This is a genomic window from Niallia endozanthoxylica (assembly GCF_008710145.1).
GTDB classification, from domain to species: Bacteria; Bacillota; Bacilli; order Bacillales; family Cytobacillaceae; genus Bacillus_BD; species Bacillus_BD endozanthoxylica.
Genome location: NZ_VYKL01000010.1, coordinates 287,205 through 309,557 on the forward strand (window position 1 = coordinate 287,205; position 22,353 = coordinate 309,557).

Sequence of the window (22,353 nt, forward strand, 5' to 3'; positions counted from 1 at the left end):
AAAAAGGACTGAAAAAAAGATGTTGGAGGTAAATGGATGAAGTCAACGATTATTCCTGATAAAAATCGTTCTGTTGAGAATGCTGATCAATCTCCAAGTCCTAACAAAACGAATATGATTAACCGATTGACTCGTTACTGGAGTTATTTAGGAATGGCAGTCCTTATGGGGATGGTACTGATTGTTACCGTCGATGTTGCCGGCCGTTATTTTTTCAATAGTCCGATTGATGGTTCAACGGATATCATCGAAATCATGATGATACTCATGGTATATAGCAGTTTTGCCTATGGTGCCACGGAAAACAAACATGTACGAATTGATTTCCTATACAATCGATTTTCACCAGTCCTAAAGGGTTATGTGGACATTTTGACCTCCATTCTTAGTATTTTGATTGTGGTGTTGATTTCGTGGAAATTAGGAGAGAGAGCAGTCACAATCATCAATAATCCTCCGGGACCAACAACTAGTTATTATGGCTGGGAGCTGATGCCATTTATTGCCTTTGCTGCTTTTGGAAGTGCTTTATTAGCGATACAGCTTTGTACATGGTTATATGCATCAGTTAAACTGGCATTTGGAAAAGGTACCAACTTTCAAGGCAGCCTAAATGAAAGTGAAGCCGTTCCATCACCTCAAGAATGAACAATGAAATAATCTTCCAAACAAGGATACATGTGAACATGTATCTGTGATAAAAACTAAATGGTGGTGAGAATGATGGATCCAGCAATTATTGGGATCATAGGATTCTTTGTCATGTTTGTTCTATTGTTTCTAGGAATGCCGTTAGGGCTTGGGATGGCATTGGTAGGATTTGGCGGTTTTGCACTTATCTCCGGCGTGGATGGAGCACTGAATCAGCTGGGGAGGGTTCCTTATTCAACGGTTGCAAGCTACACCTTTAGTGTTCTGCCGCTGTTTGTGCTAATGGGAGAATGGCTGTCGCATTCTGGCATGATGACCAAATCGTTTGGCGCCGTCCAGAAAACAATCGGCCGGCTGCCTGGCGGACTTGCGATGGGTTCTGTTGCTACTTGTACCCTTTTCGCTGCTTGTACCGGTTCAAGCTTAGCCACTTCTCTGACGATGACAAAAGTTTCCCTGCCATCGATGAGAGAATACAAATACGATGATAAGTTGTCATTAGGTGCCATTGCTGCTGGAGGAACATTAGGCATTCTGCTCCCTCCAAGTACACCAATGATTGTGTATTCCATTATGACAGGTGCTTCTATTGGTTCTTTGTTTATCGGTGGAATCATTCCAGGATTAATGTTGTCAGGGATGTTTATGCTTGGGATCTATGTTCTCTGCAAGTGGAAGCCGGAACTCGGACCCGCTGCAGCGAAAGCTAGCTTTAGTGAAATTCTAGCATCCTCTAAGTCTCTATGGATGCCATGTCTCTTAGTCTTTATCGTATTAGGTGGAATTTGGGGCGGTGTCTTTTCTTCATCAGAAGCAGGAGGAATTGGTGCTTTCTTCGCCTTAGTCACGCTTGTGATGTTAAAAGGATTTGATATCCGTGCGATTTTAGAAGGATTAAAGGACACTGTTTTAACAACAGCCATGATCTTACTTATTGTTATGGGGGCCATGATTTTTGGAGAATTTATGACCGTTAGTGGTGTAACGAGTTTACTGGCGAACTTCTTTACAAGTCTTCCTTTTGGCAGTACAGGGATTCTCATTATGATTCTATTAATGTATATCCTTTTAGGGTGTGTTTTGGATTCATTGGCAATGATGCTATTAACGCTTCCGCTTGTCTTTCCAGTTGTTGAAACCATTGGAGTAGACCCTATCCTATTTGGAATTTTACTTGTTATTACCATTGAAATGAGTTATATCACACCACCGCTTGGAATGGTTGTGTTCGCCTTAGCGGGAGCTGTTAAGGATGTACCGATGGCAAAAATCTTCCGCGGTTCGATGCCATTCTTTGTGATAATGGTGATTTTCCTTGGACTCTTGGTGGCTATACCAGATATTGTCCTCTGGCTGCCGGAAACGATGAAAAGTTAGCGCAGCATAACTAGAACAGTAGAATTATTTCAGTTTTATATTTCAGAATATTCTGTAAAAAATAACTAGGTAAATGAAGGGAGAAATTCATAATGAAACAAAGAGAACAATTTGATGTAGTAGTAATTGGTGCAGGGATTGCGGCATCTGCTTCAGCGATAACAGCAGTAGAAAAAGGGGCAAGAGTTCTTATGATTGAGAAAGCACCGAAGCATGAAGCCGGCGGTAATGGACGTTATACAGGGGGAGGCTTCCGGATTGTCCATAAAGGAAATTCCGAGTTATATGACTACATGACGGCAATCCCGGAAAGTCAGCGTCAATTAATTGATATTAATGAATACACTGAAGATGAATTTTATTCTGATATCATGCGTGTGACAAATGGGATGGCTGATAATAGTTTAACAGAAATGATTGTTAAAGAGTCCAATAAAGCGTTTAAATGGGTGGATTCTTTAAACCTGGGCTGGGATGTTAACTATGATATGGCAACAAGAGTAGGAGAACGGATGGTATTTACACAAGGAGCCATTCCTTTGAATGTAAAGGGCGGCGGAGAAGGTTTTGTTGATTCCATGATTGAAGTGGCCATCAAAAAAGGCGTAGAGGTCCGCTTTGAAACAAGAGCAGCCAAGCTATTAGTCGATGAAGATGGAGCGGTATGCGGAGTAAGAACGATTAGTAAGGGTGAAGGTCAAGATATTTACGCCAACTCAGTTATTATCGCTGCCGGCGGCTTCTCTGCCAATGCAGAAATGCGTGCTAAATATTTAGGCAAAGGCTGGGATTTAGTGAAGGTTCGAGGTTCTAAGCATAATACCGGTGAAGTGATCAAAATGGCGTTAGATGTGGGTGCTCAAGCGACAGGTGAATGGAGCGGCTCCCATTGTACGCAAATTGACCTGAGTGCTGAAGATGTCGGCGGCGGTTTAAGTACAGACCGTAAGTCTTATACGTATGGCATTTTAGTTAATACGAATGGACAGCGCTTCTTTGATGAAGGCGAAGATTTCCACGGCTATACGTATGCCAAATTAGGAAGAATCACGCGTGATCAGCCGAATGGAATTGCTTTTCAAGTGTTTGATTCAAAAGTATTTGACTTACTTATGAGTGATTATTCCCACCAAACACCAGTAGAGGCGAATACGATTGAAGAACTGGCGGAAAAACTGGATATTCCTGTTGAAACATTCAAAAAGACAGTAGAAGAATATAATGCAGCGGTTGTAGATGGTGAGTTTAATCAAGCGAAACGTGATGGCAAGCACACAGAGGGTCTTGATATTAATAAATCCAATTGGGCACAGAAAATTGATCAAGCTCCGTTCAGAGCGTACCCTGTCACATCTGGAATCACTTTCACATTTGGCGGAGTGAAAGTGAATAAGAACGGCCAAGTGCTGGATGTAACCGATCAGCCAATCAAAGGACTGTATGCTAATGGTGAACTAGTCGGCGGCTTTTATATTGGAAACTATCCAGGCGGATCTGGGATTGTAAGAAATTTAGTATTAGGACGCAAGGCTGGGAAACATGCTGCTGCGTTAGCTGATGGCATGGTGAAAACAAACTAATACCGTGTAAAAGGAGTGATAGAATGCGTGTTGTAGTGTGCTGCAAAGCCGTTCCCACTTGGGTAGATAACCTAGAATACGATGAATCTAACAAGAAAATTAACTATGACGGCAGTGCGTTAGTGATGAATGAATCTGATGAAGCAGCTTTCGAAGAGGCCTTGTTTCTAAAAAAAGAATATGGTGCAGAAGTAATTGTGTTAACCGTTGGCGGTTTAACCTCACAAGAAATGTTGTATCAATCCTTGGCGAAAGGAGCTGACCGAGTCATTCGGGTCAGCTCTGACCAAAGTGATGATGTCGCGGAGATTTTAGCAAAAGCGATTGGGCAGCTTGAATGTGATCTTGTCTTAACGGGTGTCGAATCGAGTGATGCGATGACCGCTAAGACAGCGATGCTGCTGGCTGAAGAATTACAGCTGCCACATGCGTTTGTCGTCACAAACATCGAATATGATGAGGATCAACAAATCATGAAGGCCACTTCCGAGCTTGGACAGGGTCAATATGAAGTGCTTGGTTTACCATTTCCTTCATTAATATCTGTTCAATCGACGACAAGAACCATTAGCCAAGCATCTGTCATGAAAGTTCTGCAGGCTCGAAAGAAGAAAGTGGAATCCATGACACTTGATAGTCTGGGGTTAACTGAAGACAAGCAGTCTAATGCGTTTACCATTGTCGATCTATTTGATCCGCCAGTAAATAATTCATGTGAAATGCTAGAAGGAAATATTGAAGAAATCTTAACAGTCTTAATGAGGAGGATTGCTGATGCAGCTAGATAAGGAAAATAAGAATATCTTCATTTTAGCAGAAGCAAAAGATGGTGAACTAGATACATTAGCCCTGCAAATGGCCAGCCGTGCAAGACAGCTTGCCGACGAGTGGGGGTGTGAGCTGAATGCGCTAATCCTAGGACATGACCTTGATGCTCCTGTCCAGCAATTATCGGATAAAGGCTTTAATACTATCTATGTGGTGGATCATGAAGAGTTTGAGCCATACCACCCTGAAATCTATGTGAATACCGTTACCGAGTTTATGAAAGAGCAAAAACCTTCCTTATTATTAGTCGGCTATACGTACTTAGGGATGGAATTAGGTCCGATTTTATCCAAACGCTTAGGGACAAACTTAATCAGCAATTGTGTCGATATCACTCATGAAAATAACAGTCTGTTTGTGACAAGACCGATGTTTAACGGTGATGTATTTGCCAAAATCGAGGTGAATGAATTACCACTGATTGCAAGTGTACAGAAAAACTACTTACCGGTCATTGAAGGTAGTTTTCTGCCTGCGAAAGTCATTGTCGTTCAGCCGAACCAACAGAAACATGATGTTCGAGCCAAAATTTTATCCATACTTAGTCCTACGATTGAAGGAATTGATATCACAAAAGCAGATATCCTAGTGTCTGTCGGCAGGGGAATTGGAACGAAGGAAAATATTGAGTTGGCAAGAAAATTGGCTGAAAAGCTGAATGGAACCGTGAGCGGCTCCCGGCCGATTACAGATATGGGATGGCTGCCGCATGAATGCCATGTGGGAATTTCAGGCCGGATTGTCCGTCCGAAAATCTATATTGCGTTAGGAATTTCAGGAGCATCCCAGCATGTTGCCGGGATGATTGATTCACAATATATTATTGCGATTAATAATGATCCGAATGCCCCTATCTTCAGGGTAGCAGATTGCGGAATAGTCGGGGACATTATGGAAGTGGTTCCAGCCCTTTTAGAAAGCGTCCCGCAAGCCTAGAAAATACAAAGTGGAAAATTGGAGGAGAAATTATGTCAAAGAAACCTATTACTGTTCTTGGTGTTGGAGATGTCATTATTGACCGGGAAGAACCAGAAACAATCTTTCAGCATGTAGCGGAAGTTCTGCGTTCAGGAGATATCACGTTTGCCAATTGTGATCAAACTTATTCTGATATTGGTTATGCGATTCGCGGCAGCGCCACTTATTCCGCCAGCAGAAATATTCCGGCTCTTCTTTACGGAGGCTTTGATGTCCTCTCATTAGCGAATAATCACACATTAGATTGGGGCCGAGAAAATTTAATTGACACGATGGAGAAATTTGATGAGGTCAATCTGCCGTATTGCGGTGTGGGTAGAAATATTGAGGAAGCGAGAAAACCAGTGATTATCGATCGAGATGGGACAAAGGTTGGCTTTTTAGCTTACTCTTGCGTTCATCCGAAAGGCTTTGAAGCCGATGCGAAAAAATCAGGTCTTGCCCCTGTACGCATTTGGACCATTTATGATCAGGTTGACTATCAGCCAGGAACACCGCCAAAGATTGTATCCATGGCCTATAAAGAAGATTTAGAGGCCATGGTCGAAGATATTAAGAAATTAAAGCAGGAAGTGGATGTTGTCGTTGTGTCCTATCACTGGGGCCAGCATATGATTCCGGCAGTCATTCCAATGTATTGCCATGAAGTCGGTCATGCGGCGATTGATGCAGGAGCGGATTTAATTCTCGGAACTCATACTCATATTGCTAAAGGAATTGAAATGTATAAAGGGAAAGCCATTTTCTACTCTACAGGGAATTTTGCCGCAGAGATTGGACCTGGTACGGCTGATGGGCCAGGAGGACCGCCGACAGGATTATTAGAGAGATATAATGTGACGGCTGATCCGGAGATGCCAAAGGGCTATGTGTCTCGTGAGGCAAGAAACACGATGATTGCCAAGGCTTATATTGAGGATGGAGAAATTAAAAAGGTCACTTATATTCCGTGCTATATCAATAATAATTGTGAACCGGAAATCGTGGTAAAAGATGATCAGTTAGCGCAGGGAGTGTTTAACTATATAGAAGATATTTCAAAGAGTGAAAACCTTTCTGTCAAGTTTAGCTGGGACGGAGACGAAGTATTAATCCAACCAGGAGAGTAGCTTACTAGACTGTTCGTTTGCTTATCTATGATTAATAAAAGCTTTTGCTACACACTCGCTAAGATGTCAGGTTTTACAAAGGATCATGCTTGGTCTTTACTCCCCTGGCATCTTACCGGAGAGGTGTAAAAAAATACATATATTTAATGGAGGTATCTTATGAAAGGTTTTAAGATTGCTGTGACAGGTGATTCCATTATCAACCGCCGGATATCCGTTCAAAGGGATCCAGGATTTCTATCGTTAGTCAATGTACTTAGAAATGCAGATGTATCCTATACTCATTTTGAGTCTAATATTCATGATTATGACGGACCTGAAGTCTATCCTGCCGCGGAGGCCGGCTGGACGTGGATGCGATCCCCTCGTTTTGTAGCTGATGAATTGAAATGGGCAGGGTTTGATATGGTTTCACATGCTTCGAACCATTCTCTAGATTATTCCTACGGAGGTTTATTCTCTACATGGAAAGCTCTTGATGAAGCAGGTCTTGTACATGCGGGAACAGGACGAAATTTGGGAGAAGCCAGGGAACCGAAATATTTGGAGACACCAAAAGGAAGAGTCGCTCTTATATCCATGAGTTCTACTTTCACAGGCTGGGCGAGAGCAGGAGAAACAAGGCAGGATGTGAAGGGCAGACCGGGACTAAATCCACTTCGCTATTACTACCGTGCAGACCGTACAATCATTGAAACGGTGAAAGATCTTGCTTATAAGATGGGCTGGGGAATTGCAAATAATGGGAAGGAATGGTATTTCAATCCGCCTGGCTTGATGATGGCGATTCAACGATTTGTCGAAAGAGACGAACCGGGGATTACAACCGTAGTGGATGAGGGAGATGCAGCAGGGAATCTAAAAGCGATCAAAGAGGCTGCAAGACAGGCAGATCATGTAATTGTCGCTCTGCATAGTCATGAAATGCATCCGGAAAAAGGCTTAAATGTACCGGCGGAGTTTGTCCAATCCTTTGCTAAGTCTTGTATTGATGCAGGTGCAAGTGTCTTTGTCGGGCAGGGCAGCCATGCGCCACTAAGAGGAATTGAAATCTATAACGGCAAACCAATCTTTTACGATCCAGGTGATTTCTTTGCCATGAGCAGCACTGTTACAAGACTGCCGGCTGACTTCTTTGCCAGACCGGGTTATGAACCAGAATTAAAAAACGGCCATGCGACGACGGCAGACGGTTTCGATGCCCGTGATGCCTTACCAAAACCATTAAACCCGCCTGGCGGACATTTTGCTGTGAAAGTATTCGGCTCTATCATTCCTGTGTGTACGTTTAATGAGGCAGGAGAATTTACTGAACTAGTCCTTTATCCAGTAACGATGGATCATAAACCGCGCTCGAGCGGAGGCATCCCAAGGCTTGCTGAAGGTGAGTTAGGCGAACAGATTATTGAATATCTAGGAGAGTTGTCAGCACCATTTGGAACGCAGGTTGAATACTCAGAGGGTAAAGGGCTTATTCGATTAAAACATCCAGTGAAATAATGATGGTCGATCCAAAATCTCATGGATTGTTGGATCGACTGACTAGCTAGATGAGTAGATTTTAAATGTTTGGGGTTTTTCTTATGAGCGATATTTTGGTCAATGTTCTTTTTCTGCTCGTTATGCTCTTTTTGACACAGCTTCTTCTAGACGTTTACAAAAAAGAATGGACAACAAAGGATATTAAAGTATTTGTGTTTTTATCAGGACTGGTTTCTTTTATCTTTTTCGTCTTTTTTCCATTCGCCAGTAATGAAGGCATGAATTATGATATCCGTGTGGTACCGTTTATTGTCGCTAGTCTTTATGGGGGACCCTTAGCCAGTTTTTGCTTATATATTTGCGGTTTTTTTGTCCGGCTAGGTTTAGGGATGCATGAAACTTCTGGGATGACAGCACCTATCTATGCATTAATCCCGTTACTAACTATCTTTTTTCACAAACCTTTTTTAAAAGCAAATAGGAATCATAAACTATGGATCTCGATTGGCATTTTATTCATTCATATGTGTTTCAGTGTAATTATAAATAATTTCATTTTTCACTTATCTGCTCCATTCAACATTATTTTAATAGGTGCCTTCATTAAATTAGTGTGTATTGTCCTGACGGTTTGGACGTACGAAAAAATCATTTTAAATCATCAACTGAAAAATGAATTGCTTGAAATGGAAAAGATGGAAATGGTCAGTCACTTAAGCGCATCTGTCGCACATGAAATTAGAAATGGTTTAACAGGTGCGAAAGGATTTATCCAGCTGCTAAAAGAGGAAGAGAAGGATCCTCAAAAACAAAAATATATTGGGATTGCTTTAAGTGAACTGGAAAGATCCGATATGATTATTCGCGATTTTCTCACTTTTGCCAAACCAGCACCTGAAAAGGTGGAAGTCATCCCTGTAGAACAATTGCTGACGGAATTAATCGAGATTCTTAATCCTCTTGCCCGTATGAATTCCGTTGAAGTGAAAAAGAATCTTTTTCCGTTTTCCATTATAGGCGAAAGAAGAGTGGTGCAGCAGGCTCTCTTAAATATGATGAAAAATGCGGTCGAAGCCATGCCAAATGGCGGAAAATTAACCATTTCGATGAAGCAGCATAAGAATCACTATGAAATTGTGATACAAGATACGGGTTTGGGGATGGACGAAGTACAAATCAAACGCTTAGGAAAACCCTATTTTACAACCAAAGGCCAGAAGGGAACCGGGTTGGGGTTAATGGTGGCTTATCGAGTCATCCAGCAATTAAATGGACAAATCAAAGTGAACAGTGAAAAAGGGAAAGGAACAAGGTTTCATATTTATCTGCCATGTACAGCAGAAAACGATGAACTGAGTACAGTTGACCAAAACGTGCAGCCTGGAAAAGTCCATATTCATACGTAATAAAATGAACGTACATAGGGGGGATACTTCGCACCCTATCTAAGTTAGAATACTTATATTTAGTTTCAAACATTTGATAGAAGGGGTGGTTTATTTGATGAAAAGGAAAACAGTTTTAGTATTCATTCTCCTTATGTTTCTCTTAATCTCAACAGCATGTGGCAATGAACAAAGCAGCGGAAATAACCATTCAGAAAAAGGGGGAGAACGAAAAATAAAAATCGGACATCTCGCTCCTGAAAATAATGTTTGGCACCAAAGTCTCTTAAAGTTTGACGAGGAATTGAAATCACGTTCTAATGGACGATTAAGTCTTGATATTTATCCAAATGCTACATTGGGGAATGAAGCAGATATGTTTCAACAAGTACAGGCAGGATCACTTGATATGATGATTGTAACGGCTGCCGAGATGGCAAATTATTCAGATTCATTTTCCGCCTGGTTTATGCCTTTTATTTTAAAGGATCACGAGGATTCCTACAAAATGGCAGCAACAGACGAAGCTTTGGGATTATTTGACAATATAAATGGTGTAGAAGGATTAGGCTATTATTTCGCTGGAATGCGCCATGTTTTAACAAAGGGTAATCCTATTACAGACATTGATGATTTTAAAGGTGCGTCGATTCGAGTGACTCCAAGCCCGGCCATCGTTGATTTCTGGGAGAAAGTGGGGGCAGGACCAACACCGGTTCCACTGCCTGAATTATATAGTGCTTTTCAAACAAATGTTGTCAATGTCATTGATATCGATTTGGATGCTACGATAGGAAATGCCTATTACGAGGTTGGGGACCAATTAACGACGATGAATCATATGGTGTGGGCAAGTGGTGTAGTGATAAACGAAGCTCTGTGGGCAGACTTCTCTGAGGAGGAGCAAAAGATTATAAAAGAAGCGCTGCAGGTTTCCATCGGTTTTAACAAAGAGAATAATATAGAGCGAGAAGAGTCCAATCTAAAAGCGTTTAAAGAACAGGGTGGAAAAGTGACGGAGCTTTCCAATATAAAGCCGTTCATGAAGGTAGCAGAGGAAATTCATAAAAAATATGGAGGTCAAGACGATTCCATTCAGACATTTATCGAAAAAGCAAAAGAGATAGCTGAATAGACAGGGAAAATCTCCAGAAGGGAAGAGACTAATATATGAATCAAGAAATGGATAATAAAAGTTTGTTAGCTTCCAACGAGAATGAGGATCTATCGATACTAGTTGAGGCTGACACACATTGGATTGATCATATATTAAACCGCTTAACAAGGGGTATAGAGATTCTTGCCATGATTAGCGTTGGATTGATGTGTGTAAGTCTGATCCTCGGAGTCTTTTTTCGGAAAATTTTGAAGAGTCCTCTTATTGGTACAGATGAAATAGCGATGTTTTTCATGCTCTGGATTACATTTTTGGGTGCCTGTATTGCGTTAAGTAAAAGAGATATGGTTGCTGTTACGTTTATAGTAGAAAAGCTCCCATCTACATTACAAACAAAAATGAAGGTTCATTGCCAAATCTTGATTTTGGGAATTTCAGCAGCACTTTTCTATTATGGCTATCAATGGGTGATGACAACAGCATTGATTAATGCCACAACAGCAGCCTTGAAAATACCTATGTGGATTCCCAATATGATATTTCCGCTTTCTATGTTGATTATGGTCATCTACAGTATTGCTAATATTCGATACTATCTGAAGCAAGGCTAAATACCATAACGTAAAGGAATGAAATAAATATGCTAATCGCGGGGATCGTGTTTCTGGTACTCCTTCTCATCGGCTTACCGATTGCCTATGTGCTAGGAGCAACAACCATTGTCTATATGCTATTATCTGAAAATCTAAATATGCTAGTTTCTATCCCCCAAAAGATGTCGACAAGCGTTCAAAATTATGGGTTACTGGCTATTCCATTATTTGTTCTAGCGGGAGAGTTAATGAATCGCGGTGGAATTACATCTAGGTTAATTGGATTGTCGCAGGTTCTAGTTGGACATTTTCGGGGAGGTTTAGCTTATGTAAATGTAGTGACAAATATGTTTTTAGCTTCCATTATTGGCTCAGCTAATGCTCAGACAGCGATGATGAGTAAGGTCATTGTTCCAGAAATGGAAAAACAAGGCTATAAGAAGGAATTCAGCTCAGCCTTGACTGCTTCCGCATCATTAATAGGACCAACGATTCCTCCTAGTATACCCTTCATCTTATATGGTGTAATAGCAGAGGTTTCAATTGCCAGTATGTTTATTGGGGGAGTTATTCCAGGAATCCTATTAGGAATCGGATTTATCCTACTAATCTCTCTTTTTTCAATCAAAGAAAAGTATCCTAAACAAACGAAAGCTTCCGCCCAAAAAATGTTTAAATCAGTATTGGTCGCATTACCAAGTATTTCTATTCCTTTACTAATTGTTTTGGGAATCATATCTGGCTTTTTCACGGCAACCGAATCTGCAGCTATTGCTAGTTTATTAGCTTTTCTAGTTGGTTTCTTTTTCTATCGCGAGTTAAAACTAAAGGATCTTCCGAACATTCTTGTTAATACAGCAGTCATCTCATCCATCGTTACCTTTATCGTTGCTATGGCGACGATGTTCGGCTGGCTTGTATCGTTTGAGAAAATTCCACAAACGATGGCTTCCTTTTTGGTAACCATTACAGAAAGTCAATTCGGCTTCTTGTTAATCTGCCTTATCTTGTTTTTATTCATAGGCATGATTATGGAAGGGGCAGCAGCGATGATTATTCTTGTTCCAGTCATGTTGCCGGTTGCTGTTCAATATGGAATTGATCCAGTTCATTTTGGAATCATGATATGCCTGAATTTAACCTTAGGATTAATTACACCGCCAGTTGGAACTGTCTTATTTATCACATCATCGATTACAAAGATTTCATTTGAAAGACTTTCTAAGGTGATTATGCCATTTTTCGCCGTTGGGGTTGTGGTTCTTCTGATTGTAACCTATATTCCGGCAGTCACTACTTGGTTACCATCTTTAATTAAGTAACACAAAAACACAGCGAAAGTAATACCTATCATGTCTGCATTATACCAATATCATTTGAAGTAGCTTAATAAGTTAATAGTATCCTTAGTATTCATAATATTAGAAAAATAAAAGGAGGGATCCCGCATTGCTAAAGGTATCACTTGGAAAAATAAACAATGTGTTGGGCCATCAGGAAATTGAAAGTACGGAATATTTTGAAGTATATGACCCAGGAAATAAAACAGATGTGGTAGCAAGTGTAGCCAGAGGGACAAAGGAGACCGCCAATCAAGCAGTAGAAACGGCCCACCAAGCTTATCTGAAATGGAAGTTTGTACCAGTAAAGGAACGGGTTCAATTGGTCAAACAGGCGGCAGTGGTTTTGGAAGAATCAACAGAATCCTTAAGACCCTTACTGATAAGAGAAAATGGCGGGACGGTTAAAGAATCTACTGCAGATTTTATTAGAGGGGCTAGTATGATTCACAATATGGCGGATCGTGCCGAAGCATTTCTTGAACGATCAAGTTTTGAAAATACAGTGAGCTGGATGAGCATTGAAAAGAATCCGATTGGGGTCGTTGGATTAATCGTCCCATGGAATTCTCCCATCATATTGACCATGTCCAAATTAGCTCCTGCCATACTTGCTGGAAATACAGTCGTTGTCAAGCCTTCACGTGAGGCTCCTGTTGCCTTGACATTAGCGTTAAAAGAAATGGCGAAAGTCCTTCCGCATGGTGTTATCAATGTAGTGAACGGCCGTTCCGATGTCACGATTACATTAACCGAACATCCTTTAGTGGGTAAAATTTCTTTTACCGGTGGAACGCAAACAGGCAGCTCAATCATGGCTAGTTCAGCCTCGACGGTTAAAAGGGTTAGTTTAGAACTTGGGGGAAATGACCCAGCCATCCTTTTGGATGATGCAGATATAAACAAAATCATGCCTAGACTATGTAAAGGAATTTTCACCAGAGCAGGTCAAATCTGCTTTGCAGTCAAGCGGGTCTATGTTCCAAAATATATGATGGATAGGGTATATGAGGCGATGTCTGACATCGTGAATGACTATCAAGTCGGCCACGGATTGGACGAAAGAACGACATTTGGACCGTTAATTAATCAGAAGCAATATGATTATGTTCAAGGGTTAGCGGAGAAAGCCAAGCAATCGGGTGCTGTGGTCAGACAGCTAGGGAAAAAAGTCGACCCAGAGCAATGGCAAAACGGCTATTATATGCTTCCATCCATTGTTAGGGATATTAATCATCGTCACGAATTGGTTGTCAGCGAGCAGTTTGGGCCGGTTATTCCTCTCATCTCGTATAACTCAATCGAAGAAGCGATTGAAATGGCGAATGGAACTGAATTTGGGTTGTGTTCTTCTGTATGGTCAGAAGACCACGAGCGCGCCTTAGCCGTAGCCCGGAGAATAGAAGCAGGCGGTACCTTCATCAACAGTCATAATGTAGATTCCCTTTCACTTGATATGCCGTTTGGCGGTGTCAAACAAAGCGGATTAGGGAGAGAAAGAACAGAGATTGGCTTCTCTGAATACATCGAGTATCAAGCGATTCGTATGTTGAAAGAATGATAAATTCATATAAAAGGGTGTGTAGATAAATTGAATAAAACGGTAAATAAAGATCATTTATCAAACATTAAGGACTTACTTCAAACAGGAAAACTCCCGCAATGGATTATGACCGATCCTGAAATCCATCAATTAGAAATTGAAAAAATCTTTAGCAAGAAATGGTATTTTATCGCCCATGAGTCAGAAATTCCAAATAAAGGAGATTATGTATCACGGTGGATTGTTCATGACCCTGTTCTGTTAATTCGGAGTGGCGCAGGTGATATAAACGCATTTATCAATTCCTGCACACACCGCGGTGTTCACTTATGTACAGCGGACTTAGGCAATAAGAAAACCTTCACCTGTCCGTATCATGGTTGGACGTATAACATTGAAGGCGAACTGGTCGGAATTCTTGCTGGCAATAAATTATACGGAGAAGAAATGGATAAAAAAGAGTGGGGGCTCAGGAAAGTACCAAAGGTTGAAAGCTATCATGGATTAATTTTTGCCTCTCTTAATCCGGATGTGGAACCGTTAGAAGAATTTTTAGGCGGAATGAAGTGGTATTTTGATATTATGCTAGGCCGAAGTAACAAGGGAATGGAAGTTATAGGGGCACCGCAGCGCTGGGTCGTTGATACCAACTGGAAGGTAAGTGCGGAAGTATTTGTGGGCGATGCTTATCATACGGCGATGACACATCGCTCGACCGTTGAGCTTGGAATCAGTCCGAAGGATCCGTTATTTGCGAGCAACGGTTATCAAATTCAATTAGAGAACGGACATGGATTAAACGTGATTCAGCCTCCAGAATCTGTTTCCATTCCGCCATATCAGGGTCTACCTGAAGAGCTGTGGCCGATGTTTGAAGAAAATTTAACAGAAGAACAATTATCTGTCTTTAAAAATACCATGGTGTTCAACGGAAACTGCTTTCCAAATCTTTCTTTCCTGAGTCCAATGCATGGAAAAGGAGAACATGAGAACTTAACAAACTTCTTAACGATTAGGCAATGGCGTCCGCTTGGACCGGACAAGATTGAAGCGTGGTCTTGGGTATTGGTAGACAAAGAAGCACCAGAGGAATTTAAAGAAAATTCCTACAAAAGATACGTGAACACCTTTGGTCCAGGAGGAACATTGGAGCAGGATGATACGGAATTATGGACAAGGCTTGCAGATGCGAGTAAAGGAGTAACCGCCAGGGATAAGAACCTGCATTTCAATAATGTGGTGAATTATTTGATGGGAATGGATTTCGTTGAGCCTGTTGACGATTTTCCGGGGCCGGGCATTGCCTATCCGACAACCTTCCTAGATGTGGTACACCGTGGCTTTTATGAGTATTGGCAGGAACTAATATCAAAGGAATCATGATTTAAAAGGAGGAACATTCATGGTTAAAATACAGGAACCTAATCAATATGTCATAGATTTAGAATTACAAAATGAAATTACGATGTTTTACTATCGCGAAGCAGAGCTGTTAGATACGAGAGATTATCAATCGTGGTTTCAGCTGCTTACTGAGGACATTATCTACCGCATGCCGGCGAGGGTGACATGTGATAGCTCAAGCGAATCGGACATTATTGATGAAATGAGCTACTTTGAGGATGATTATACGACAATGAAAACGAGGGTGGACCGCTTGTATACGAAATCAGCCTGGTCTCATGATCCCCCATCCCGCACTCGTCATTTTATCAGTCATATTCGAATCAAAAAGGGCAGGAATGAAGACGAATTAGAAGTGAAAAGCTATTTCCAATTTATTCGAAATCGAGGCAATCAAACGATCAATGATCAGCTGACAGGAGAACGAGTAGATCTTCTACAAAGGGATGGTCATGACTGGAAGATTGCGAAACGAACAATATACCCTGATCATGCCGTGATTGGAACACAAAACTTGCATACTTTTTTCTAATTAGGAGTGGATACGATGGATAAAGCAGATAAATTAGCAGAATTTCGAAAAGTGATTGCAGAGCAGCGGACACCATTACCAAGAGTGCCGGAGGATGAATGGGAACATGTCGTCGTTCATGCTGATGAAATCCCATGGTACAGTCCGGGGAAGGAAACAAATCCTTCTCGTTTAGGACCTGTTCTTCAGTTACCGGTAAAGAGCTTTGAAATTTTTCTGCAAGAAATTGAAGCAGGTTCTGCCTCTGATATGCAGCGCCACCATCATGAAAGTGTTCACTATGTCATGTCTGGGACAGGCTATAGTGAAATTGGAGGCAGAACGTATCATTGGTCAACAGGTGACTTTGTCTATACACCGCCAATGGTTTGGCACAGGCATTATAACAGCAGTCAGGAGGAGCCGGTTCGAATGTTCCTCGTGGAAAATTCAAAGCTCTTAGAAAACCTTGGGTTGAATTATCGCGAATCAGAAGGTTCGATTGATTATAGGGAACTTCAGGAAAAGTTAAAAAAGAAAAACGCTGAGATTCAAATATAATCTGCAGCGAGACTGGAATCTAACAATCGAAAGGGGGAGAAAGGACTTGTCTGCTTATGAGATTAATAAACTGTTTCACGCCATTTCCGTTAATGAAGAAGTGAAACAAAGATATATAGAAAATCGGGAAACGGTCATGAATGAATATCACTTGAACAAGCAGGAACAAAGGATGGTTGTGGAAAATGACTTTGCCGCACTGACGGAATATGGGGTGAATGGGCTGATTTTAATGAGAATCAAAGACGTTCATCAAGTTCCTGTTCCGGACATGTTAAAAAGTTTAAAATCGCGAGAATTATAGATATAGAGTAAAAAACAATCTGGAGGTAAAAGAATGAGTAAACTGGTAGCTGCCCTTGCGATGAGTCACAGTCCGTTAATTCCATCGATTCCAACGGCTCCGCCCATCGAAAAACAAGAAAAAGTACAAGAGGCCTATGATCAATGCAGGGTCATATTAGAAGAGAAAAAACCGCAGGCGATTATTATTATATCTGCCGAGCATATGAGCACATTGTCGCCGCAATTAATCCCACCTTTTACATTAGGGGTGGCCGAAAGCTACATAGGCCCGCTTGATAAATGGATCGGCATTCCGCAAAAGGAATATAAAGGATCCCAGGAATTTTCCCATTTCCTTCTGTCCAAGCTGTACCAAAATCATTTTGATGTCGCGATGGCGGGTGAGTTAGCTCTTGATCATGGAATCATTCAACCATTGCATTATGTGGAACCGCGAGAGGAAGAAGTGGTAGTGATCCCTGTCGTGTTGAATGGGATTACGCCTCCATTGCCGTCTATGAAGCGGTGTTATGAATTTGGAAAAGTACTAAGAGAAGCGATTGAAGAGCAGGAGATCTTTGAAAGGGTGGCCATTCTCGGAACTGGCGGCTTGTCACACTGGGTCGGTACGAAAGAAATGGGCACTGTTAATGAAGAATGGGACCGCCGCGTCTTAGCTTTGATTCAATCAGGCCGAGCAAAGGAATTTGCCTGCATGAATGATGAGGAAATTATCCCTGCCGGTAATGGAGCAGAAGAGGTTCGCGCTTGGGCAGCGGTGGTTGGTGCTTCTTTATCCAATCAAGGTCAGGTCATTGCTTATGAAAACGTGAAGGAATGGGTAACAGGGCTAGGCTTTGTTGAAATGAAAGTGGAAGAAGGTGTTCGAGTTTGAGAGAGACTGTTCATGATATAAAAGGAATCTATGCAATTATGCCTACACCTGCGTTACCTGGTGCAGATCAGATGACGCTAGAAGATACAGTAGATTATAAAGAAACGGTAAGAGCCGTTCATCAATTGATTGAAGATGGTGTGGATGCGATTATGACCACGGGTACGTTCGGCGAGGCCGCAACACTGACATGGGATGAGCATCTAAACTTTGTCGCAACCGTCGTGGAAGCAGCAAAAGGCCGCGTTCCCATCTATGCTGGGGCAACGACGTTAAATACAAAGGATACCATCGTAAGAGCGAAGGCTTTCCAAGAAAAGGGTGTTTCTGGATTGCTGCTAGGCCGGCCGATGTGGTGTGAATGTGACGATGAGACCATTGTCAGCTTTTATCAGGATGTGGCAGAAGCGGTTCCGGATTTAGGTATTATTGTGTATGACAATCCGGTAGCCTTTAAAGGAAAGATTAGTTCAGACGTTTACGCTAGGCTTGCTGAAATTCCTTCTATTATCGCAGCTAAATGTACCTCCCTTGGCCAAGCATTTTGGAATGATGTAGAGGCTGTAAAAGGAAAAATCAGAATGCTGCCGATGGAGCGGGATTGGTATGAAGGGTGGAAAACGAATCCAGATGAAATTCTAGCATGCTGGAGCGGTGCTGCATCTTGCGGACCACAGGCAGCCGTCGCGCTAAAACATAGTCTATTGAACGGAGATGAGGAAAAGGCACAGGAAATCACAGAGGGAATGCAGCATGCCTCACGTACCTTTTTCCCTAACGGAGAATTCAAATTGTTTGCCAAATACAATATTCAGTTGGAAAAAATTAGAATCAATGAAGCTGGTTATATCCATGCGGGTCCAAGCCGACCGCCTTATACGAAAGTTCCAGAAGAATATGCAGAAGGCGCAAGAGAAGCGGGCAGACGTCTGGCGCAATTGCGGGAAAAATATGGCGGGAAAGCAGTTAGGTGACCAAAGATTTGAGAACAGGAAGGTAGAGCTTTGCGCGAGTATTCAAATACATGAGAAGGGGTTGTTCATTAATGGAGGCTGTAACAAAGAATCAAGAGTTAAATTTAACGTGGCCGGAAGAGGGGATTACGAGAGTTCCCTATCAAGTATTTTTAGATCAAAAGGTGTATGACGAAGAACAAAAGAATATTTTCCGCGGTCCAACCTGGAATTATCTCTGCTTAGAAGCGGAGCTGCCGAAAACGAATGATTATAAGACAGGTTTTATTGGGGATACCCCAGTGGTTGTTACACGGTCATCAGACGGTACGTTCAACGCCTTTGTTAATCGCTGTGCTCACCGCGGGGCTACGGTATGTATGGATTCCTGCGGCAATAGCCGGAATTTTACATGTGTCTATCATGCATGGGTGTATGATGATAAAGGAAATTTAAAGGGAGTTCCATTTAAAAATGGTGTTAATGGAAACGGCGGGATGCCGGATGATTTTGACACGAAGAAACTGTCCTTGACAAAGGTCAGAGTAGAAAACTATCACGGAATGTTATTTGGAACCTTTGATGAAAATTTGGAGCCGGTTGATCAATATATTGGGGAAAAAATGGGGCACTATTTGCAGCGGGTCTTTAATGGACGTCCTATTAAAATATTAGGCTATCAGCGCCAAAAAATGCAGAATAATTGGAAATTATATTTTGAAAATGTGAAAGATTCTTATCATGCCAGCCTCCTGCATCTGTTTTTTACGACTTTTGGCATCAATCGTCTATCACAAAAAGGCGGCATTGATTTAGATGAACGCGGCATGCATCATGTCAGCTATACGTTTGGAAATAAAAATGAGAATGAGAATGTGTATAAAAACGAAAAAGTTCGTTCGTATTCTAAATATACGTTAGACGATCCATCCCTACTAGATGGGTGGGATGAATTTGATGACGGCATTACCCTTGCGATTCAGTCGATCTTCCCTGGAGTTGTTCTGCAGCAAATTCATAATACGTTAGCTGTGCGCCAATTATTGCCGAAGAGTCCAGGAGAATGTGAACTGGTATGGACGTTTATCGGCTATGAAGATGACAGTGATGAGCAGATTGAAATGCGCTTAAAGCAAAATAATTTAGTGGGACCAGCAGGGTACGTTTCATTAGAAGATGGCGGTATTGGAGAAATGGTTCAAAAAGCGATTGTAAGAGACGGGGAGAAAACGGCATTTATCGAGATGGGCGGCAAGGATGTGAAAAGTGAAAACTACCGGATTACAGAAACATCCATCCGCGGCTTTTGGAAGAATTATCGCACATTAATGGGACTTTAACTTCATTCAGCAGAAGTCCTTCACTTCTATAAGTGGGGAATGAATACAATAAGTTTACTGATTCGATGGGGGTTAAACCCCAGCTGAATGAAGTAGCCTCCGGCGGATGCCTCGGATTTTTAAAGGTAATTTATCGAGCGAGCTCAGGTAATCCGGGCGCAAATTCGACGGGGCGAATTTGATTCACTAGACAAGGAGGAATTAGAATGAGTAATCAGGAAACGCTAGGTTTGACAGAGATTAAGGAAAAGATTCAACAGTTAAGTGACCAATATATTCATTGTATTGATGATGATCGCTTAGAAGAATGGCCGGAATTTTTTACAGAAGATTGTACCTATAAAATCATTTCAAGAGAAAATTATGCGAGAAATTTGCCGTCTGCCTTAATTTATTGTAAAAGTAAAGGAATGCTGAAGGACCGTGTTTCCGCCCATCGAAATGCGAATATCTTTGAAGCTCATTTTTACCGGCATATTGTTAGCAATAGTTTAATCATGGGTGAGTCGAATGGAGTCTACCAAGTTCAATCCAATTATGTCGTTTTTCAAACCAAATTAGATGGAAATACAGAAGTCTACAATACGGGAAAATATGTCGATCAAGTGGTTTTTGAACAAGGAGAACCAAAGCTGAAAGAACGTCTAGTTGTCTATGATACGTTAAATATTCCAAGTTTACTTGTTACACCTATTTGATGAAAAAGGGAAGAGTGACTGCTATATAAGCAGGACAATCTTCCCTTCTTTTTGCGTGCTAAAATATTACAAACATGGATTTATTTCGACTATTAATCTATAATGAGTTTAACGATTAGTCTAAAAATTCAGTTATTTATATAGTTAATAGAGTATGGAAGGAAGAATAGAATCAATCGTATGATTTGCCCATAATTAAATAGGGAGAATATGTTCATGACCATAAAAGTAATAGCGATTCTTGGACTTCTAGTTATCTTCATTTTAGGGACAATCCTTCCAATCAATATTGGTGTGTTAGGGCTGGTTGCTGCTTTTATTGTTGGTTTCTTCATGTATGATCTTAGTTTACATGAGATGATTCAGGTATTTCCTGTACAACTGTTTCTCATTATCGTGGGCATTACCTATCTGTTTACGATTATTCAAAGCAGCGGTGCCATTGATTTGCTGGCAGAGGCGGGTCTGAAATGGGTAAAAGGACAGGTTGGTTTCATTCCCTGGCTCATGTTTGTTTTGAGCTTTGCTTTAGCCTGTGTGGGAACCTTCGGGATTGCGGTTGTGACGCTGCTTGCTCCCATCGCTCTAAGGCTAGCCTATAAAACAAATATCAGCCAGCTGATGATGAGCATGATGATTATTATGGGGATTCAAGCCGGCTCCTTCTCGCCATTAAACCTCTTTGGTGCCATTGTCAATGGAGTCATGAAGACTGGCGGTTACGAATATTCCCCAGCGTTGCTTCTCCTCAATTGTTTCATCTATTTTAGTATTGTTTCTTTCATCACCTTTTCCCTATTTGGAGGACTTCGCCTATTTAAGCGGGATTCGATGGCCCTTGTCTATGAGGCGGGAGCGTTAGAAGCAGCAAGTATAGAGAGCAGGATAGAAAATCAAAGAGCAGGATTCAACTTTTATAAAGGAATTTGTTTGATTTCTATTCCAATCTTAGGCATTTTGTCGTTTGGTTTTGGGATGAATTTAGGAGTAGCAGCGATTATCGTAGGATTGGTGATTACGCTGATTGCCCCTCATCAACAAGCGGGTGTTCTCAGAAGGATGCCATGGAGAATCACCCTTCTTGTAACGGGTATTGTCACTTATGTAGGTGTGATGGAAAAAGCGGGGGTGATGGATGATGTGGCAGTCATGATAGAAAACATAGGCAATCCTGCTCTAGCCGCATTAGCACTTTCGTATGTTAGTGGAGTGATTTCCTCTTTTGCTTCAACAACCGGTTTCCTGGCCTCCATTATTCCCATGGCAGAATCCGTTCTTCTCAACCCCCATTTATCAACTAACAATGTGATAGCAGTCATTTCAGTTTCATCAAGCATTGTTGACTTAAGTCCACTGTCTTCAGTAGGGGCCATTTTGCTTGCCAATGTACAAGGAATAAAGGAAAGGGTATTTTTTAAGCAGTTGTTAATGACAACAGGTATTCTTATTGCCCTTGGTCCAGGATTGGCTTGGCTTTTGTTTATTGTGGTCGGGATGCCGTGGTGAAACAGAGGGGCGGTCCTCACGTGTCATACATGGAGAATAAGCTTCAAATAAAGGAAACGGAACAACCATAATGAACAAAAAACGAGAAACCAGCTTTACGGTTTCTCGTTTTTAATATCCAATAAATTTCTGCATCGCTAGTAACTATGGAATAAGTAAGAAGGATTTATAAACAATTTCAAGAAGTTTGTATTTAGACGATTTTAATATACTGCTA

The 22,353-nt window shown here is 41.4% G+C and carries 21 protein-coding genes; all 21 read left to right on the forward strand.

Annotated elements, in window-relative coordinates:
• Positions 1–36: 36 nt before the first annotated feature.
• A complete protein-coding gene (locus F4V44_RS04820; protein ID WP_150438848.1) occupies positions 37–648 on the forward strand; it encodes a TRAP transporter small permease in 612 nt (203 codons plus the stop codon).
• Positions 649–720: 72 nt separating this feature from the next.
• Positions 721–2,028, forward strand: coding sequence for a TRAP transporter large permease (locus tag F4V44_RS04825; protein WP_191090568.1), 1,308 nt, complete (start codon positions 721–723; stop codon positions 2,026–2,028).
• Between the two features lie 92 nt (positions 2,029–2,120).
• Positions 2,121–3,608, forward strand: coding sequence for an FAD-dependent tricarballylate dehydrogenase TcuA (tcuA, locus tag F4V44_RS04830; RefSeq protein WP_150438850.1), 1,488 nt, complete (start codon positions 2,121–2,123; stop codon positions 3,606–3,608).
• Between the two features lie 23 nt (positions 3,609–3,631).
• On the forward strand, positions 3,632–4,396 hold the full coding sequence (locus F4V44_RS04835; protein ID WP_150438851.1) for an electron transfer flavoprotein subunit beta/FixA family protein: 765 nt from the start codon (positions 3,632–3,634) through the stop codon (positions 4,394–4,396).
• Positions 4,383–5,372, forward strand: a complete 990-nt coding sequence (locus F4V44_RS04840; RefSeq protein ID WP_150438852.1) for an electron transfer flavoprotein subunit alpha/FixB family protein — start codon at positions 4,383–4,385, stop codon at positions 5,370–5,372. Before F4V44_RS04835 ends, F4V44_RS04840 begins: the two co-directional genes overlap by 14 nt.
• 32 nt (positions 5,373–5,404) lie before the next feature.
• On the forward strand, positions 5,405–6,523 hold the full coding sequence (locus tag F4V44_RS04845; RefSeq protein ID WP_150438853.1) for a CapA family protein: 1,119 nt from the start codon (positions 5,405–5,407) through the stop codon (positions 6,521–6,523).
• Between the two features lie 159 nt (positions 6,524–6,682).
• A complete protein-coding gene (locus F4V44_RS04850) occupies positions 6,683–8,023 on the forward strand; it encodes a CapA family protein (protein ID WP_150438854.1) in 1,341 nt (446 codons plus the stop codon).
• Positions 8,024–8,106: 83 nt separating this feature from the next.
• Positions 8,107–9,411, forward strand: coding sequence for an ATP-binding protein (locus F4V44_RS04855; protein ID WP_191090569.1), 1,305 nt, complete (start codon positions 8,107–8,109; stop codon positions 9,409–9,411).
• Between the two features lie 97 nt (positions 9,412–9,508).
• A complete protein-coding gene (locus tag F4V44_RS04860) occupies positions 9,509–10,525 on the forward strand; it encodes a TRAP transporter substrate-binding protein (protein WP_150438856.1) in 1,017 nt (338 codons plus the stop codon).
• Between the two features lie 35 nt (positions 10,526–10,560).
• A complete protein-coding gene (locus F4V44_RS04865; RefSeq protein ID WP_150438857.1) occupies positions 10,561–11,118 on the forward strand; it encodes a TRAP transporter small permease in 558 nt (185 codons plus the stop codon).
• 47 nt (positions 11,119–11,165) lie between these two features.
• Complete coding sequence (locus F4V44_RS04870) at positions 11,166–12,422, forward strand: TRAP transporter large permease (protein WP_317978301.1); 1,257 nt, start codon at positions 11,166–11,168, stop codon at positions 12,420–12,422.
• Positions 12,423–12,549: 127 nt separating this feature from the next.
• Positions 12,550–14,001, forward strand: coding sequence for an aldehyde dehydrogenase family protein (locus F4V44_RS04875; protein WP_150438859.1), 1,452 nt, complete (start codon positions 12,550–12,552; stop codon positions 13,999–14,001).
• 30 nt (positions 14,002–14,031) lie between these two features.
• Positions 14,032–15,366 carry an aromatic ring-hydroxylating oxygenase subunit alpha gene (locus F4V44_RS04880; RefSeq protein ID WP_223881796.1) on the forward strand — a complete coding sequence of 445 codons (1,335 nt, stop codon included), beginning with the start codon at positions 14,032–14,034 and terminating at the stop codon, positions 15,364–15,366.
• A 19-nt stretch (positions 15,367–15,385) separates the two neighbouring features.
• Positions 15,386–15,919, forward strand: a complete 534-nt coding sequence (locus tag F4V44_RS04885) for an aromatic-ring-hydroxylating dioxygenase subunit beta (protein WP_150438860.1) — start codon at positions 15,386–15,388, stop codon at positions 15,917–15,919.
• Positions 15,920–15,934: 15 nt separating this feature from the next.
• On the forward strand, positions 15,935–16,459 hold the full coding sequence (locus F4V44_RS04890; protein ID WP_150438861.1) for a cupin domain-containing protein: 525 nt from the start codon (positions 15,935–15,937) through the stop codon (positions 16,457–16,459).
• A gap of 46 nt (positions 16,460–16,505) precedes the next feature.
• The gene (locus F4V44_RS04895; protein ID WP_191090570.1) at positions 16,506–16,763 is read left to right on the forward strand and encodes a hypothetical protein; all 258 of its coding nucleotides are present in this window, start codon (positions 16,506–16,508) and stop codon (positions 16,761–16,763) included.
• 33 nt (positions 16,764–16,796) lie between these two features.
• Complete coding sequence (locus F4V44_RS04900; protein WP_150438863.1) at positions 16,797–17,639, forward strand: DODA-type extradiol aromatic ring-opening family dioxygenase; 843 nt, start codon at positions 16,797–16,799, stop codon at positions 17,637–17,639.
• Positions 17,636–18,613: a dihydrodipicolinate synthase family protein gene (locus F4V44_RS04905; RefSeq protein WP_223881797.1), complete on the forward strand. Its 978-nt coding sequence runs from the start codon at positions 17,636–17,638 to the stop codon at positions 18,611–18,613. The genes F4V44_RS04900 and F4V44_RS04905 overlap by 4 nt, the downstream gene beginning before the upstream one ends.
• 71 nt (positions 18,614–18,684) lie before the next feature.
• Complete coding sequence (locus F4V44_RS04910; RefSeq protein ID WP_150438864.1) at positions 18,685–19,932, forward strand: aromatic ring-hydroxylating dioxygenase subunit alpha; 1,248 nt, start codon at positions 18,685–18,687, stop codon at positions 19,930–19,932.
• A gap of 206 nt (positions 19,933–20,138) precedes the next feature.
• Positions 20,139–20,630, forward strand: coding sequence for an aromatic-ring-hydroxylating dioxygenase subunit beta (locus F4V44_RS04915; protein WP_150438865.1), 492 nt, complete (start codon positions 20,139–20,141; stop codon positions 20,628–20,630).
• A gap of 216 nt (positions 20,631–20,846) precedes the next feature.
• On the forward strand, positions 20,847–22,136 hold the full coding sequence (locus tag F4V44_RS04920; RefSeq protein WP_191090571.1) for an SLC13 family permease: 1,290 nt from the start codon (positions 20,847–20,849) through the stop codon (positions 22,134–22,136).
• Positions 22,137–22,353 lie beyond the last annotated feature (217 nt).